15 protein-coding genes are annotated in these 16,088 nt (G+C 53.7%); 1 reads left to right on the forward strand and 14 read right to left on the reverse strand.

The window, feature by feature from the left end; all coding sequences use genetic code 11:
* Positions 1-3: 3 nt before the first annotated feature.
* The 14 genes from fabD to KF749_16260 form a co-directional block, all read right to left on the reverse strand.
* Positions 4-915, reverse strand: a complete 912-nt coding sequence (gene fabD / locus KF749_16195; GenBank protein ID MBX2992696.1) for an ACP S-malonyltransferase — start codon at positions 913-915, stop codon at positions 4-6.
* On the reverse strand, positions 915-1,922 hold the full coding sequence (locus tag KF749_16200; protein MBX2992697.1) for a ketoacyl-ACP synthase III: 1,008 nt from the start codon (positions 1,920-1,922) through the stop codon (positions 915-917). Before KF749_16200 ends, fabD begins: the two co-directional genes overlap by 1 nt.
* Before the next feature lie 19 nt (positions 1,923-1,941).
* Positions 1,942-2,952, reverse strand: a complete 1,011-nt coding sequence (gene plsX / locus KF749_16205) for a phosphate acyltransferase PlsX (GenBank protein ID MBX2992698.1) — start codon at positions 2,950-2,952, stop codon at positions 1,942-1,944.
* Between the two features lie 67 nt (positions 2,953-3,019).
* Complete coding sequence (rpmF, locus tag KF749_16210) at positions 3,020-3,202, reverse strand: 50S ribosomal protein L32 (GenBank protein ID MBX2992699.1); 183 nt, start codon at positions 3,200-3,202, stop codon at positions 3,020-3,022.
* A gap of 32 nt (positions 3,203-3,234) precedes the next feature.
* Positions 3,235-3,732, reverse strand: coding sequence for a DUF177 domain-containing protein (locus tag KF749_16215; protein ID MBX2992700.1), 498 nt, complete (start codon positions 3,730-3,732; stop codon positions 3,235-3,237).
* A gap of 143 nt (positions 3,733-3,875) precedes the next feature.
* A complete protein-coding gene (locus KF749_16220; GenBank protein MBX2992701.1) occupies positions 3,876-4,157 on the reverse strand; it encodes a DUF3276 family protein in 282 nt (93 codons plus the stop codon).
* Positions 4,158-4,237: 80 nt separating this feature from the next.
* A complete protein-coding gene (locus KF749_16225) occupies positions 4,238-5,266 on the reverse strand; it encodes a radical SAM protein (GenBank protein ID MBX2992702.1) in 1,029 nt (342 codons plus the stop codon).
* 26 nt (positions 5,267-5,292) lie between these two features.
* Positions 5,293-7,572 carry a hypothetical protein gene (locus KF749_16230; GenBank protein ID MBX2992703.1) on the reverse strand — a complete coding sequence of 760 codons (2,280 nt, stop codon included), beginning with the start codon at positions 7,570-7,572 and terminating at the stop codon, positions 5,293-5,295.
* 54 nt (positions 7,573-7,626) lie between these two features.
* Positions 7,627-8,118, reverse strand: a complete 492-nt coding sequence (locus tag KF749_16235; GenBank protein MBX2992704.1) for a 6,7-dimethyl-8-ribityllumazine synthase — start codon at positions 8,116-8,118, stop codon at positions 7,627-7,629.
* Positions 8,119-8,142: 24 nt separating this feature from the next.
* A complete protein-coding gene (locus KF749_16240; protein MBX2992705.1) occupies positions 8,143-8,985 on the reverse strand; it encodes a PHP domain-containing protein in 843 nt (280 codons plus the stop codon).
* A 44-nt stretch (positions 8,986-9,029) separates the two neighbouring features.
* Positions 9,030-9,713, reverse strand: a complete 684-nt coding sequence (locus KF749_16245) for a Crp/Fnr family transcriptional regulator (protein MBX2992706.1) — start codon at positions 9,711-9,713, stop codon at positions 9,030-9,032.
* Between the two features lie 122 nt (positions 9,714-9,835).
* Positions 9,836-10,612 carry a PEGA domain-containing protein gene (locus KF749_16250; GenBank protein MBX2992707.1) on the reverse strand — a complete coding sequence of 259 codons (777 nt, stop codon included), beginning with the start codon at positions 10,610-10,612 and terminating at the stop codon, positions 9,836-9,838.
* 10 nt (positions 10,613-10,622) lie between these two features.
* Positions 10,623-11,777: a PQQ-binding-like beta-propeller repeat protein gene (locus tag KF749_16255; protein ID MBX2992708.1), complete on the reverse strand. Its 1,155-nt coding sequence runs from the start codon at positions 11,775-11,777 to the stop codon at positions 10,623-10,625.
* Positions 11,777-14,641, reverse strand: a complete 2,865-nt coding sequence (locus KF749_16260) for a PD40 domain-containing protein (protein ID MBX2992709.1) — start codon at positions 14,639-14,641, stop codon at positions 11,777-11,779. Before KF749_16260 ends, KF749_16255 begins: the two co-directional genes overlap by 1 nt.
* Before the next feature lie 252 nt (positions 14,642-14,893).
* Between KF749_16260 and KF749_16265 the strand changes: the two genes are divergently transcribed.
* Positions 14,894-15,928 (forward strand): integron integrase, encoded by a 1,035-nt coding sequence (locus tag KF749_16265; GenBank protein ID MBX2992710.1) that lies wholly within the window; start codon positions 14,894-14,896, stop codon positions 15,926-15,928.
* The last annotated feature ends 160 nt before the right edge of the window (positions 15,929-16,088 follow it).

The raw sequence follows: 16,088 nt of genomic DNA on the forward strand, positions 1-16,088 counted from the left end.
TCTTCAGTTCGATTGTATGTCGGACAACTTGTCGTAACCGGAAGCCCGGGCATTCGAAGCAATACGCTTCACGAGTCCCTGCAGTACTTTGCCCGGCCCGACTTCCACGAACGCATCGGCGCCGTCGCGTACCATGTGTATCACGGATTCTTCCCAACGTACGGGACTTGTCAGTTGCCGGAACAGCAAATCGCGAATATCTTCCGCCCGCGTAACGGGTTCGGCGGAAACATTGGCGTACACCGGAATTGCCGAATCAACGATTGGTGTTTCGTCGAGTTTCTTCTTGAGTCCGTCGCGGGCGCTTGCCATCAACGGCGAATGAAATGCCCCGCTGACGACGAGTTCTTTCACGAGTTTGGCGCCGCGTGCCTTTGCCAGTTCCATTCCTTTTCGAACTCCGTCAACAGAACCGGAGATCACGATTTGTCCCGGCGAGTTGAAGTTTGCCGGTTGGACGATTCCGGTAGATGATGCTTCCTTGCAGACTTCTTCAACCGCTTCGGGGAGGAGGCCGACGACGGCTGCCATTGTTCCTTGTTGTTCTTCGCCAGCTCTCTGCATCAACTCGCCGCGAAGCCGTACAAGCCTGAGCCCCGCTTCAAACGTCATTGCGCCCGCCGCCACCAGCGCCGAATATTCGCCGAGCGAGTGACCAGCAACCATATCGGGCGGAAGTGACTTCAGTTTTCTGAATACAACGAGGCTGTGAAGAAAAATCGCCGGCTGCGTGTTGCGGGTTTGTTTCAGTTCTTCGTCGGGACCTTCGAAACAAATCCTGCTGAGCGGTACGCCAAGTACATCATCGGCGTGCTGAAAGAGTGAACGTGAGTCGGCATCCTCGTCGAAAAAATCCTTCCCCATGCCGACGTATTGGGAGCCCTGTCCGGGGAATATGTATGCGGTTTTTCCCATCAGCTTTTTGCATCCTCGGCCGACCACTTCACAAGAGCCGAACCCCACGTGTATCCGGCGCCGAACGTTGCAATGACAAGTGTCTGGCCTTTCCTCAGTTTTCCCGCTTGCCACCATTCAGACAGGCAAAGCGGAACCGTTGCCGCTGTGGTGTTACCGTATTTGTCGATGTTGATCATGACCTTGGATTTGTCCAGCTCCATCCGCTCGGCTGTCGCGTCAATGATGCGAAGATTAGCCTGATGAGGCGCAAGCCAATCGACATCGACGCCGGTTAAGTTATTCCGCTTCAGGATTTCCCCGGAAACGTCGGCCATGCCCATGACGGCGACTTTGAATACACTTTTGCCGTCCTGGTACAGATAATGCCAGCGCTTGTCCACTGTTTCGTGGCTGGGTGGGTTCAGGCTGCCACCGCCTTTCATGTGAAGTGAGTTGCCGCCGGAGCCGTCGCAACGCAAGATGGAATCAAGAATACCGGCGGACATATCCTCTGAAGGTTCGAGCAATACGGCGCCCGCGCCATCGCCGAACAGGATGCAATTGTTGCGGTCGGTATAGTCGGTTATCACGCTCATTTTGTCGGCGCCGATCACCAGCACTTTTTTGTACGCCCCGGTCTCGACAAATTGCGTCCCTGTCATGAGCGCGAACAGAAATCCTGAGCACGCGGCCGAAACATCGAACCCCCAGGCGTTCCTGGCTCCGAGCTTGTCCTGGACAAGACACGCCGTTGACGGAAAGAACATATCGGGGGTGATGGTTGCAATGACAATCAGGTCGACCTCATCGGGCCCGATGCCTCTGTTCTTCAGGGCATTCTTTGCTGCCTCGACCGCCATGTCGGATGTCGCTCCGTTTTCGAGAATGCGTCGTTCACGGATACCTGTTCTGGTGCGAATCCATTCATCGGTCGTGTCCACCATCTTCTCCAAATCAAAGTTGGAGAGAATTTTGTCGGGGACGTAATGTCCGACTGCAGTTATTGTTGCTCGTTTCTTTTGCATGACATTCTTTCCGCTGACTCTACGCGTACTGCTTCATTGCTTCTTGAATTCGCGCATTCACCTTGCGCTGTACCATTTCTTCCGCACGGAATATCATATTCTTGATTGCTTTCGGCGTCGAGCCGCCGTGCCCGATAATGGAAACGCCGTTTACACCAAGCAAAGGGACGCCGCCATGTTCCTGGTAATCCAGTTCTTTCATCACCGAGCGCATGCCGCTGCGTGCAACCAGCGCAACAAGTTTGTTGATGATGCTCCGATCTGCGAAGTTCATGAATTTTGCCTTGAAGAACGCCGGAACACTCTCGCCGAATTTCAGCAGGATGTTGCCGATGAAACCGTCACACACAACAACATCCACTTTTCCCTTCAAAATATCTCTTCCTTCCACGTTGCCGAAGAAGTTGAGCTTGCTATTTTTCAGAAGGGCGAATGCCTCAAGCGTCACTTCATTGCCTTTATTGTCTTCCTCGCCGATGCTGAGCAGCCCGACGCTCGGATTCTTCTTTCCGAGCATTGCCTCGATATACGTTGATCCCATTACCGCAAATTCGAACAGATGCCGCGGCTTGCAATCGACATTTGTTCCGGCATCGACAAGCAGGCTTGGGATGTGAGCCGACGTGGGGATGAGAGCCCCGATTGTCGGGCGGCCTATACCGCCGATTCTTCCCAGGAGTAATGTCGAAGCGGAAAGCATTGCGCCCGTGTGTCCGGCACTGACGACGGCATCCGCATTCCCATCGCGATGCAGGGCAATCGCGACCGCAAGAGAAGAATCCTTCTTCGTTTTCAGTGCTGCCGTCGCGCCGTCGTTGAATTCAATAATCTCCCGCGCATCGGTTATGGTGTACGAATCTTTCAAGGCCTGCGCCACGGGATGTTTCTGCAATTCCTGTTGTATGCGTTCCTCCTGCCCGACGAGAAGCAGCGAAAAACGTCCCCCTGTTGAGTCCAAAGCATCCAGTGCTCCTGCAACAACATTCTGCGGAGCGTAATCTCCACCCATCGCATCAACGGCAATACGTATGTGCTCGTGTTGAGAAGCCAAGAGGATTCAGGCTTGAAGAGGGTACACGGGGAGAAAACCGTCCAACTCAGGCGGTTTTCGGAACTTTGATGAAGCGACCATTATAGAAGCCACAATTGGGGCAGGCTCGATGCGGAAGTTTCATCGAATGGCAATTGGGGCATTCGGCTTTCGCGGCCGCGGTTGCCTTGTAATGCGTGCGGCGCTTTCTGCCCCGTGTTTTCGAGTGTCTGCGTTTTGGATTTGGCATGAGCTACAACTCCTTTTCTTCAATTTCAGTAATCAATTGCTTTGCAGTTTTCGCAATTCTTCCCAACGGGAATCGATCTCCGTATCCGAGCACGTGCAGGCCTGCTCGTTCAAATTCGTTCCGCACAACGGGCACAAGCCTTTGCACGTTTCCTTGCACAACACCTTGAGCGGAACGGAAAGCATTACCGTTTGCCGGACATCTTCGGCGATGTTGATGATATGGAGTCCGGGTGGAATAACCTGAACTTCCGCCGGGTCAAGATGCTGCGTTTCAATTCCCTCATTCACATACAGCATCGAATATTCCGAGTTGAGGCGCTGCGTGAACAGTGATATACACCGGTCGCAGGTAAACCGTGCCGTTGCCGTGATGGACGCCGTGAGGAGAATTTGCGCGGCGGATTTGTCGAGAACGGCCTCAACCGCCACGTCTCCATCGAAATACTCTCCGAGCGTCAATTCCGCCGGATTGACTGCAAATTGGTACCGGTGAATACCATCTGAGAGTCCGGTAATTTGGATTTTCACTGTATTCACCCTCCGGTACTCGTCGAAATTCAAAAAAACCGAAGAAAATATAGGTAAATGTCGAACGAGAATCAAGAAAGCCCATACGCACACCCGAGGCGGCTATGGGCCTTGGGAAATTTATGTTTGAGGGGGGAAGTAGATCAGTCTTGCTTCTCAGTCGGAGCAATTTCCAGCAATTGGCTCTGGACGTGCTCCACAGTTTCGACGAGAGCTTCGCGGAACTTCTCGAAGTCTTCTTTATAGAGGAAGATTTTGTGCTTTTCGTATTCGTCGTCGCCGACCCGTTTGCTTTCGGTGATGGTGATGTAGAAATCCTTCTCCGATTTGGTGGACTTTACATCAAAGAAGTACGTTCGTTTACCTGCACGCACCCGTTTGGTGAAGATTTCGTCTTTGTAGCCGTTGTTCTCCAAGGTAAACATCCTCCTTGTTTTGTGATTGGTGATGTGGTTCCCCCCGGCCGCCTGACCGGACCGGGAGGGATATGATGGTCTTGAGAAACTTAGAAACTCACTTCGTACCGTGCGGCATACTTGCCCGAAAAGGTGACCGCATTATCGGGCAGCTTTTCCCGGTTCGAAAACACATTTTTCAGCAGATAGCCGCTCCATCCGATCCGCTTGCAAAAGGCGTCATACGATTCGTTCCGCCAGTTGAAGTCCTTTCGCCACACTACCTGGGGAGAGATGTAGCGCTTTACTGCTTCAAGAATGACAGTGTTTTCATTCGTTTGTTCGTATGAAGGATCTGCGGTATTTGCCAGCAGTGTAATGTTACGGCGCTTGCATTCCGCCGCAAGTCCGCTGACGATTGATCTGTATGTTTCGATTTCCGGGCCGCCCAGCGGTGTACGGAATGTTCCGCCGATATCCATTACCGGGCGGACCTGCAACGTTCTGATGCTGTATTTGCCGAACACATCAAAGAAGCCGCGCAACTCTTCAAGATTCTCTGAATTGACCGTGTAGTTCACCCGAAGATTCGGCGTGGAGACGTTGGCAGCCTTCTTCAGGGCATCAAGCCGTTCCAGTACGTCAATGAACTTCCCGAACGACGCATTCACCATGAAGCGTTCGTACGTCTCCTTCTGAACGCCGTGCACTGAAAGCGCCAGCTCATCCAGGCCGTATTCGACGAACTGCGAAAGGTGATCGTCCGTGAAGAGCATGCCGTTTGAGGTGAAGCCGACAAACGGGATGTTGTGCGATTTTCCCAGCCGGATGATTTCCGTGAAATCCTTGTAGAGCGTCGGCTCTGTTCCGCAGCCGATAACGAGCTGCAGGGTTTTCGGGAACAACAGCCCGGCGATGCGCTCTATTTCCTCTTTCTTGAAAATGCCCTTGGCAGTTTTGCGGTATTCCTCATCGCTGAAGTAACACATTGTGCAGCGAAGATTGCACGCCATGACAGGATCGAACCGCAGGAACAAATGGCGCATCTTCAGGGTGTGAGCAGCCAGCACCGACAGAAATTTTACGCGGTGGCTGCGAACCAACCGGTTGAGTTTGATAAGTCTATAGATTCGATCCAATGGTTCCCCGGCTCTTGCGGTTCCGCTTATCGTCGCAGGACGGCAACTTTGCCTTTTCCGACTTTGTCTTTTTGCGTTTCCGAATATGCAATAATCAGGTACACTCCGGATGCGACATCCTTGCCGGTATCATCCTTTCCATCCCAGAAACCGATGCGGCCTCCGGGACTCTGGAATTCCCGCACAAGATGTCCGTCAATCGTCAGAATCTTGACTTTCGAGTTTTCTACCAATCCGTCAATTGTCAGAGGGAGTGAGTTTGGGATACGGTAGGGATTCGGGGATACAGTGATTTCTTCAAATTCCGCCTTTGGCTGAACGGATGTTGTTGTAAGGCTTGCCAATCCGGCGGTCGTGGCGAAATACACAGTACCGGTTTTCGGGTCGACGGCAATATCCCTGATTTCGTTGCTGATAATTCTTCCCTGGGTGTTCTCCATGGTATATTGCGCAAGAGTCTGAATACCGTCACGCGAAAGAAGTATAGCCCCCTCGTTTGTAGCAATCCATTTCTGGTTCAGCGGGTCGACAGCAATTGCGTTGATATACAGCCCGCTGAGCGGCTTGTAGCTCGCGATACCGCCGCTTCGGGTGGGATTTGCGGGATCGAGAATGATGGCAATGCCGCTTTCCGTTCCGACCCAGATGTTGTTGTCGAGATCGACCACAATCGAATTCACATTGTCGTTCGGGAGGCCGTTTGAGGAATTGAGATAGATCTCTGCCACGCTATCCGCAGTTGAACCGCGATTGCCCAGCATTGCTACGCCGCGATTGCCTCTGATTACCGACGCAATCCACAGATTATCGGCGGCATCGACAGCAAGCGGACGTGTAACCTGCCGCTCGGTAATATAATCCTGCGGCGACCCGTTAACATACACCGGAAGTGTTGCCCACGTGCCATCCGACTTTCTCACGGCGAGCGGCCTGTTGTCGAAAGGAAGCATGACGGTAATCCACGTGTTCCCGCGTCCGTCGCAAGTGGCGGCACCGGTTACAACCTTGCCCGTGTCATCAGGCGTTCCAGCCAGCCCACGGTTTCGCCCGAAGTGATTTGCTGTGTCCACCACATCGGCGCCGCGGGGCATCCGTAGAATACCTTCCTTCCACGATCCGAGCCAGACATCGCCGTTGCAGGCCACGCTTACGCGATAGTAGTCATTGAACGGCAGGGGGGAGTTTTGCGTGTTGAATGATTTCCAGGTAGTGCCGTTGAAGCGATAGAACCCCTTTCCGCCGCCGCTGATACCCGAGGCCCCCCACACATTGCCGTCAGGATCTACAGCAATGCTGGTAAACTGGTTTGATGCCGGCCCGTTCGGGAAATGCGAAATCCAGGAAGTTGTGAATTCCATTACTCCTCCGCCGGATGTCGCTACAACCGGCTTGCCGGACTGGCTCATGATGACTGCGCTTACCGGTGACGGAACCGCGGTTCCATACCGTGAGAATACATTCTGCAACGAGATGGTCGAAACATTGTTGTCGGCATCGGCTATTGTCAATATGTCGGTCGAAGCGGCAATGGAAACAATATTTCTCCCGGTGAGTGAATCATGCTGTATCCAAGCTCCACCTTCAAGCACGTACAAGCCGGTTGTGGTTCCTGCATAGAGTTTATTATTGAAGACTGCGAGATGTTTCGGGAGTGTCGTTGCGGAGCCGACTGTATCAAGGGTCCATGCTTCAGGCGGGAGCAGATTCGGGTTGGATAAACTCCCGTGTGCAACACGATGTGTGGTTTGTCCGTTGGAGACTGTTGCCCAGAGCTTTCCGTCGAACAGAACGGCCGAGGTAACCGCCACCCGTACGTTCCCGCTCAGCGAGCCGAATCGGGAGTACGTATCACCGAACTGAAATTGCGAAACCCTGAAAACACTCAGGCCGAAGTTGGTGCTGATGAGGACGGTGTCGCCCGTAACGGAAATGCTGTTAATGCGCTTGTTGGTTTGGTTGGAATTCGCAATATCGGGGATGTAACGCCACTGACCCGGGGAGGGTGAGTAGATGTGGATGATGCCGGTTGAAGTTCCCGACCACACGTCGCCTTTCCCGTCCACTCCGACCGCTGTCAGGTCGGTGGATTGCAAGCCTTCGGCGCTTGTGAACTTCGTCATCACCTCCGAGCCTTCCGTCCAGGCAAACAGACCACCGCTTGTTGCCGCCCAAACCGTTGCTCCGTTCCGTGCAATGGAACGAACATCCTGCATGGAAGTATGATTCTTCCAGATGCCGACTTGTCCTAATGCCTGAAGCGAACAGATCGCCGCAAGCAGAATTCCGCCAACAACTCGTGTCTTCATGGTCGTCGTTCTCCTCTCAAGAATTATTATGTGTACAGCCCGAAATAATTCTTATCAACTGTTCGAACGGTTCTTTTCTCCGGAGAGCTTTTTGAATGTATTGACTAATTCGAGAGCAGTCATTGCTGCATCCCAGCCTTTGTTGCCGGCTTTTGCGCCGGCACGTTCCAACGCCTGCTGAAGGTTTTCTGTAGTCAAGACGCCGAATGATATTGGAACACCCGTTTCCAGTGCTATATTGCCGATACCTTTTGTGACTTCCGAAGCAACGTAGTCGAAGTGGGGAGTGTCGCCGCGGATAACGCATCCGAGGCAAATAATGCCGTCATGCCTGCCGGACGCGGCAATCTTTGCCGCAATCTGCGGAATTTCAAACGAGCCCGGGCAATACACGACAGTGATCTTTGAGTCGTTCACCCCGTGCCGCACCAGGCAATCCACCGCTCCATCCAGCAACTGCGCGGTGACAAGGCTATTGAACCTGCTGACGACGATGCCGTAAGAATGTCCCTCTCCCGAGAGCATTCCTTCTATTTTCTGGAACATAGTAGTTCTGCGTAAAGTTGAGAATCAAGAACCGCGATGGTGTGATTGAACAAGTCTGCGGCGCATCATTTCCACCTCGTCATCGCTCATCACATATTTTCCGAACACGTCGACATCATTTCTTCTGCCTCCGTGAAAGTCGGAACCGCCGCTGGTAAGTAAAAAATACTCGTTTGCAATTCCCTTGTAATATGCAACGCGTTCGGGAGAATGCGAAGGGTGAATCACCTCGAGTCCGTCGACGCCCTGCTTGATCAATTCCATCAACATCTTCTCGTCGATGAAATTGCCCGGGTGGGCGATGAACGACAACCCGCCGGCGGCGGCAATCAACTCGAACGCCTCCCGCGGCGTTACCTGGCTTTTCTTTTCGTATGCGGGTTTCCCGAACCCGATGTACTTGAAGAATGCTTCGTGATACGATTCCGTCAATCCTTCTTCAAGCAACGCGTTGGCGATATGCGGTCGCCCGACCGAACCCCTGCCGGCCTTTTCGAGAACCGACTCGATTCGTAACGGAATCTTCAGGCTGTTCAGTTTGTCGATAATGCGTTCGGCCCGCTTGACACGTTCGCCGCGGTAGTGCGATAGATAGTCGAGCAGCGCCGGGTCGCTATGATCGAAGAAATAGCCGAGAATATGAACGTCGTGCTCGTTGATCGTGGCGCTGAGTTCCACGCCGGAAATGATCTCCATGCCGAATTCGGCACCCAACTCAAGCGCTTCCTCAATGGCGGCAGTGTTGTCGTGGTCGGTTATGCTGATCGTGGATAATCCGACACTTCGTGCCCGCTCCATGAGCTGGCGGGTGGTCAGCGTTCCGTCGGAGTGAACGGTATGCATGTGAAAATCTGCTTTACCAGCCATGCACTACCGGAGTATGTTTGAAGATGCTGTATGAAAAAGAACGGCTACACGTACCGGGCTTTGAATTTCTCATAATCATTGATGATGAGTTTTCCCCTTTCCAACTCCAGATGTCCTTCACGGATGTAGGCATGAATCATGCGCGAGATGGTCTCACGCGACGTGCCCGCCATGTTGGCGAGATCCTGTTGGAGGGGAAGTTCATCAATTTCCACGCGGCCCCTGCGAATCTTGCCGATATCGTCGGCAAGCTGAAGAATGACGTTGGCTACCCTCCCCGCGGCGTCCTTCAACGACAGGCTCTTGATCTGTGCGTCGGCTTTACGCAGGCGCATGGTCAATTCCTTCAGCAAGGCAATGGCAACCGACGGGAAATCGTGCAGCAGTTTCAGAAAATCGCGACGGTGAATCATGAACAGCTCGGATTTCTGTATTGCCACGACGCTTGCCGACCGGGCAAGGCCGTCGAGAATTGCCATCTCACCGAAGAAATCACTCTCTCCTAAAATGGAGAGAATAACCTCCCTTCCGTCGTCATCCATGCGGACAACTTTTACCTTGCCTGTGATAATCACAAACAGGGCGGCTCCGGCCTCTTCCTCCAACAAAATTATACTGCCTTTTTTGTACTTCTTGCGAACCCCTACTTTTGCTATCGTATCAAGATCCATCAGCTCCAAATCGCAGAGTATCGGGACGTTCTTGAGGAACTCCAATTCATCTTTCATTATGGGATTCAGGACGACCTCTTGGAATGTTCAGTGGGTTGTGCACTGGCTGCAAGTTGCTCAAAATATAGCCGCTTAGTGCCACAAAGTCAAGAAAACCTCGGGTTCTTGCGGTGCTCCCGCTATTCGGAGAGAACGAAATAGGTGAACAGACCGAGGCTTATTTGCGTGGCGGCGAGGGCTATCCCTGCAGCCGTATCAAGCCGGTTCACTTCGGATAGTTGGGCCGGATCGCCGTTTCTGATGTACTGACCGTACAGATTGTCGGCTCTGACTTTGAAATATGCCGACGCAGCGCCGGCGACGATTGTGGTTGCACCCGTAATATAGAGCCGCAGAGATCCGGTTCCTTCACCGGTTTCATCATTCAGGGCTGTTTCGTCCGAATCGTGCTGCCATTGCCTCTTCAATTGTGCCGTTATGATTCCCTGCTTTGCTGAAGCGAGGTCGATTGTCGTTTCCTCAAACCCGGGTCTCCGTAGTTTCAGCGACGGGTGCTCAGTCTTGAGAACAAGCGGGGTTGTGCCCAATACTGAGTCTTTTACGGTTACTTCGGCCCCGCTCGGCGTCGTTACAATAAGGACTTTTCTTTCGAAAGTGTACGAAAACTCCCGGGTCGTGCCTTCTTCAATAGTGAGGGAATCTAAAATCGGGTCACTAAGCCAACTTTCGACATCCGGCGAAACAATGCGGAGGTGATAAAAGCCGGGCGTGGAAGCATAATTCAGAAGCGGAGTCGTTCCGACACTGTCGCCGTTCAGAAATACGTACGCCCCTTCGATATTGGCAAGAATGGTAACTGTGGTGTGTGGAGGAAGCGGCACTTCCAGACTATCGGGCTGTTGAGCCAGTGACGCTCCGGCCGGGAGGAGAAGAAGTAACAACACTTTTGCTATCACGACGCCTCCCTCAGTTCTGTTCTTTTGAAGTAAAGGCAAGCAGAAGCTTGTCATCTGTTGAAACAAAGACTTTTCCTCCGGCAACGGCAGGCGAGGTTTTGACTCTGCCTTTTAGAGTCTCCTTCCACAGAATGGCCCCGGTTGTCGTCTGCACGGCATACAGCTCTTTCTTCAGCGTTCCGACATAGGCAACATCACCCGAGACAACTGCCGAGGAGTTGATGACACTGTTGAGTTCCGTCCTCCAAGCCACCGAGCCGTCACGCACGTTCAGGGCGTACAGTGTGCCCGCCGTTGTTCCGATCAGGACGAGATGTTGAGGGAAGGAGGGAGTGGCGTAAATTGGCGCGCCCGCATCGAACTGCCACAGCACGTTGCCGGTTTGGCTGTTCAGGGCGGAGAACGTACCGGTACTGTTGCCGCAAAACAGCGTGCCGTTGCTGACTGCAGGGGCGGCAAAAACAGAAGCACCGGTGTTGTAACTCCATTGTTCCGCTCCATTCTTTGCGTCAAGCGCGTAGATGCTGCCGTCTTCAGCCCCGAAGATCACGAGGGCTCCGTCAACGGTTGCCGAGGAACGAATGCCCTTGCGCGTGGAATTATCGGGAAGCCGGAACCGCCAATCGTGCTCGCCCGTTTCCTTGTCAACGCAGAAGAAGACGCCGCTCGTGTTGCCGAAGTAGAGTCTGTTGTTGAGAAAGAGGGGAGTGACTTCGAGGTCGCCGAATTCCTTTTTCCAGAGATATTTTCCTTCGAGCAAATCGTACGCAACGAGTGACTCGCGTGAGTTCGCAATGGCGATATACACGACATTGCCATCAACAGCGGGCGAGCCTTTGATTGCATCGCCGATGTTGAGCCAGCCGATGCGCTTTCCGGTTTCAGCATCGATGCCGTGCAGTTCGCCGCGCAGGTTGGTAACGAGCACAACATTCCCGATCACGAGCGGCGAGCCTGAACCCATGCCGCTTGTAATGTCATGCTGCCAGGCGAGTGTCAAAGGGGGTTGCACACTTTGTTCAGCCACATTCGTCCTGCCGGGAGTTCCGCCGAACATTCCCCAACTGTCATTCCCGGCTTTGAATGGAGGGGGAATCCGCAACCCTCCGCACCCTATGGCAAGGAAGAGAAGAACAACAAGAGTATAGTGCAACAACTTCGTCATCAGAAATCCCATCCAAAAAAGAACTGCTGGAACAAACCGTCTTGCAACCTGCCGAAATTCCGTTCAATCCGCTTGCCGATGTCGTAGCGGAGAACGAGCACGCCGCCGAAATTCATCCGCAGCCCGCCGCCGATGCTGCCGAGTGTTTCGGTGTACTTGTCGTCCCACGCGCTGCCCGCATCAAAGAACAACGCCCCGCGGATGGAGGAGAACACAATTCCCCCGAACGGAAACTGCAATCCTACCGCATCAATGAACGGGAAGCGTAGCTCGTGGCTGGTGAGCCAGAGTTTTTCTCCGCGGATTCCCCAGCGCGGCCAGCCGCGCAAATCCCAACTTCCCCCCATCACAAAACGGCGTGCCTCTTTGCCGCCATTGTACCAGAGCCAGAAGCGCGACGCAAACGCGCTGCGCTGTGAAAGCCGTTCGTAATTTCTATAGTCGAAGATGACGGAATAGTAGTTGGCGTTGGAGTACTGGATATCCGACGTATAAGCAAGCGTCAGGCTGAAGCGGCTGCCGTCGAGCGGGCCGCTGGGTCCCCACAAGGAATTATCGTGCACGAACGCAACGGAATTGGAAAGAAACAGCGCCTTTCTGTCTTCAAGCCGCAGGTCGGCATCTTTGTTCGAGTTGCTGAGACTGACGGATGCTTCGACGCGTTGGAATTTCGTGAGCGGATAGCTGAGCGCGAAGTAGCCGCCGAACACCCGCTCATAGTAAAACTCATCCCTGTCCGTCAGGTCATAGCGGCGGCCGGTGAAGCGGTAGATGCCGTACGCAAAGCTCGTCCGTTGCTTCAGCGAGAAGCGTGAGATGGCAATATTGAAACTCGATAGCAACTCATCCTGCGACTGGGCTGTATTGTAAAGGAGGAAGTAGTACTGATCGTTTCCGAGAACATCACTCAGCGCAACCGCCGCGCCGCCCGATGTGCCGAACACCGGGTCGGTGGAAATGGCGCTTTGCGCGATATCGAGACTGTAGTCGCCTTCATATCTGTACCGTTTCACCTCCGATGTAGCAACAATTGACTGCGCTTCCCAGGGCTTCTCTTTATTGTAGAGATCGATGAGGGCGACCGTTGCCGAGGTGTCGGCAATCGAGCGGACATCCTTGATCATGCGAATCTGGAAGCTGAACCGTTCGAACGCCGTGAACACCAGATCGCCGTTGGAAGTCCATGCCGGATCGAATGCGGCGGTGGTGAAATGTGTCAGTTTCGTGATTGAACGATAACCGCCGGTAAACGGCTTGCTCATATCCATCAGCCACACGTTTTGTGCGCCGCCGTTGTCGCAGGTGAATGCGAGCTTCGAGCCATCCTTCGACCATGCAGGGGAGAGGTAGCTGTCCGGCCCGTAGGTCAGATAATCGATTGCCCCGGTTTCAACATCATACAAGAACAGATTGTATTTGTTCTTCATCCCGAACGGAGTCCGGTCCGAGGCGAAGGCAATCTTCTTTCCGTCGGGCGACCATGCCGGGTCGCGGTCGTCGTAGTAATCGTTGGTGAGTTTGCGGAGTTCTTTCGTTCCGGTGTTGATTATGTAGAGATTGTTGTTGCCCGACTTGTCAATCGAAGAAAACGCAATCTGCTTTCCGTCGGGCGACCATGATGTTGACCCGATGCTCACCAGTGATTTGAACCGGAACGTCTCCACGAGTTCCTGTTCCTTCACATCATAAAGATGGATAGCATCGTTCTCGCCGCTTTTGGTGACAAACGCGAGCATTCCGGATTTCGAAATATCGATTTTTCCGCGAAGCAGATGAAACGCTTCGAACTCGTCCGTTTTCTCCCCCTGAACAACATTTTCCGCCGGTTCCTGCGCCCACGCCTTCTCCGAATATCCCTCTCTCATATTGGAAGGGAGGGGCGGCTCCAGCGATTTCCGGTAGATGCCCGAATAGCCGGTTTTATTTCCGATGAAATAGACGTCACGCACGGTGTCGTGCTCGAACACGACGGGCTTCGAGTTGAACCCATCCACCACAATCGGAGTGGCGATTTTGCTGGGGGAATCTTCCACGGCGTAGAGCGGGTAGTATTGCTTCTTCAGAGCGTACAGCCACTCTTCGTCGAACTCCTTATAGTTCTTGCCGATGGTCAGTTTGAGAACGTTGCTGAAGGAGTTGTCTTTCCAGAAATTCTCCAACAGAAGAAGAATCTTCTCTTCCCCGTAATTTTGGGCGATGTACTGCAACGCGTTCTGCCCTTCTTTATACATCAGGAACGAGCCGTAGATGCGATCCATATCGTTCAACCCGACAACAATGCCGCTGAGTGTTGCGTCGCGCATCACCATATCCGCCTGCGTATCCCAATGGGTCGACCAATACTCGGCAAGCCCTTCGGTGAACCAGAGGGGAGGCATGCGGTCCTGCGCCTTCCGGTGGTCGGACATGACACGCGAGATTTTGCTGTACATGAACACATGCACCAGCTCGTGCCGGATGACGTGACGGAACTGCGCCGTCGAGCCATCGGAGGGGATAACGACCCGGCCTTTCAGGAATTCGAAAAACCCGCCGACTCCTTCGGGAATGAACCCGCCGGTGGTGTTGGTTTGCTGGAAGTGGAGATGCGAGCTGTAGAAAATGAGGGGAACACGCTGGTTGAGCGAGTGGTTGAAGCGCGGCTCAAGCTCTTTGTACGCCTCCTCGGCGAAGAACGCGCCCCGCTCGGCAAGCTCCTTCATTTCGGGATAGTAGTAGATGTCGAAACGCTCGGTTTTGAGGACGTGCCATTCGAAATCGGTGTACTGGACTTTGTTGCGCCCGAAGTAGAAAAACTGCGCGTACGCATCCACGGCGGTCACGCCGAGCAGAACAAAGAGCAAAGAACGAAACAGCAATGTCATCGCAGACCCATCAATCGAGCCGCAGTGCGGCAAATGCTTCCGGGGAGTTATGTTCTATATGATGGTGAGTGTTGCTGTAAGATGATACCGAGAAGGGGGGAGAGTTGCAAGGAAGGATGTCAGGTTCTACAGGCCGGACTGCGCGTCCAATGCGCAAGGGATGCCGCATTGGTCTTGACTCTGCCTGCGTTTTTTGTTTCATTGGAGCGTCACCTGACAGGAACCGAAACCCCAATTTCGCAGAGAGTTCCCATGACACAGTCAACCGCCCCCCAGGACAGACACCCCGTGCCGCAAGCCGGGTTTGTTGCACCTCCCGCGCCCCGCGGCGCACCGAAGCTCATTGACTCTTTGCGTATCACACTCCGCACGAAACATTACAGCCGGAGAACCGAGGACGCTTACTGCATCTGGGTTGCGCGCTACTGTCGCTTCCACAATCTTCGCCATCCTTCAGAGCTTTCCGAGCTGCATATCAACGCGTTCCTGACGCATCTCGCGACGGAGGGACATGTCAGCGCCTCGACACAGAACCAGGCGCTTTGCGCACTGCTGTTCCTGTACAAGAACGTGCTTGGGCGCGAGGTTGGAGCGCTCGGCAATGTGATACGGGCACGCAAACCGAAACGCCTGCCCGTTGTTCTTTCGCGCGAAGAGGTAAAAGCCGTGCTGCGCGAACTGGAGGATGACAAACGCTTGATGGCGGCCTTAATGTACGGCGGAGGGTTGCGGTTGACGGAGTGCATCACGCTTCGCGTGCAGGATATTGACTTTGCACGAAAGGAGATTACCGTGCGGGGAGGAAAAGGCGCCAAGGACCGTGTGACGATCCTTCCGGATTCGGAGAAGGCACCGTTGAAGGAGCATCTCGGCAGGGTGAAGCTGATTCATGAGCGAGATATACGCGAGGGGTGGGGACGCGTGTTGTTGCCCGATGCACTGGCCCGGAAATACCCGAATGCGGCGCATGAATGGCGGTGGCAATGGATATTCCCGCAGACACACAGATGGTGCAATGCCCGAACGGGAGAACAGGGGCGGCATCATGCCGACGAATCGATTATCCAGCGGGCATTCAAGCAGGCGGTGCAGAAAACAAAGATGACAAAGAGGGCGACCTGTCATACGCTCCGCCATTCGTTTGCGACACATTTGCTGGAAGCAGGGTATGACATTCGCACCGTGCAGGAACTGTTGGGGCACACGGACGTACGGACAACGATGATTTATACACATGTGCTGAATCGCGGCGGCCGTGGCGTGCAAAGCCCTGCGGACACACTGTGACTCCGGCGCGTGTTATGCGGAAACCCGATAACACGCGCAAGGGCACTCTCGAGAGTCTGCAACATATTGGGGCATGGGGAGTTAATGGAGAGAACCGATATGGGTTCGGAACAATCAGACAAGCGGTAATGTGTATTACACGTAAACAACATAAACAGTA

The sequence above is a fragment of the Bacteroidota bacterium genome (assembly GCA_019637975.1).
GTDB lineage: Bacteria > Bacteroidota > Ignavibacteria > UBA10030 > UBA6906 > CAADGV01.

Coding starts and splice junctions, on each gene's coding strand:
- fabD (MBX2992696.1), bottom strand. CDS start 915: ATGGGAAAAACCGCATACATATTCCCCGGACAGGGCTCCCAATACGTC.
- KF749_16200 (MBX2992697.1), bottom strand. CDS start 1,922: ATGCAAAAGAAACGAGCAACAATAACTGCAGTCGGACATTACGTCCCC.
- rpmF (MBX2992699.1), bottom strand. CDS start 3,202: ATGCCAAATCCAAAACGCAGACACTCGAAAACACGGGGCAGAAAGCGC.
- KF749_16220 (MBX2992701.1), bottom strand. CDS start 4,157: ATGTTTACCTTGGAGAACAACGGCTACAAAGACGAAATCTTCACCAAA.
- KF749_16230 (MBX2992703.1), bottom strand. CDS start 7,572: ATGAAGACACGAGTTGTTGGCGGAATTCTGCTTGCGGCGATCTGTTCG.
- KF749_16235 (MBX2992704.1), bottom strand. CDS start 8,118: ATGTTCCAGAAAATAGAAGGAATGCTCTCGGGAGAGGGACATTCTTAC.
- KF749_16240 (MBX2992705.1), bottom strand. CDS start 8,985: ATGGCTGGTAAAGCAGATTTTCACATGCATACCGTTCACTCCGACGGA.
- KF749_16245 (MBX2992706.1), bottom strand. CDS start 9,713: ATGAAAGATGAATTGGAGTTCCTCAAGAACGTCCCGATACTCTGCGAT.
- KF749_16255 (MBX2992708.1), bottom strand. CDS start 11,777: ATGACGAAGTTGTTGCACTATACTCTTGTTGTTCTTCTCTTCCTTGCC.
- KF749_16260 (MBX2992709.1), bottom strand. CDS start 14,641: ATGACATTGCTGTTTCGTTCTTTGCTCTTTGTTCTGCTCGGCGTGACC.
- KF749_16265 (MBX2992710.1), top strand. CDS start 14,894: ATGACACAGTCAACCGCCCCCCAGGACAGACACCCCGTGCCGCAAGCC.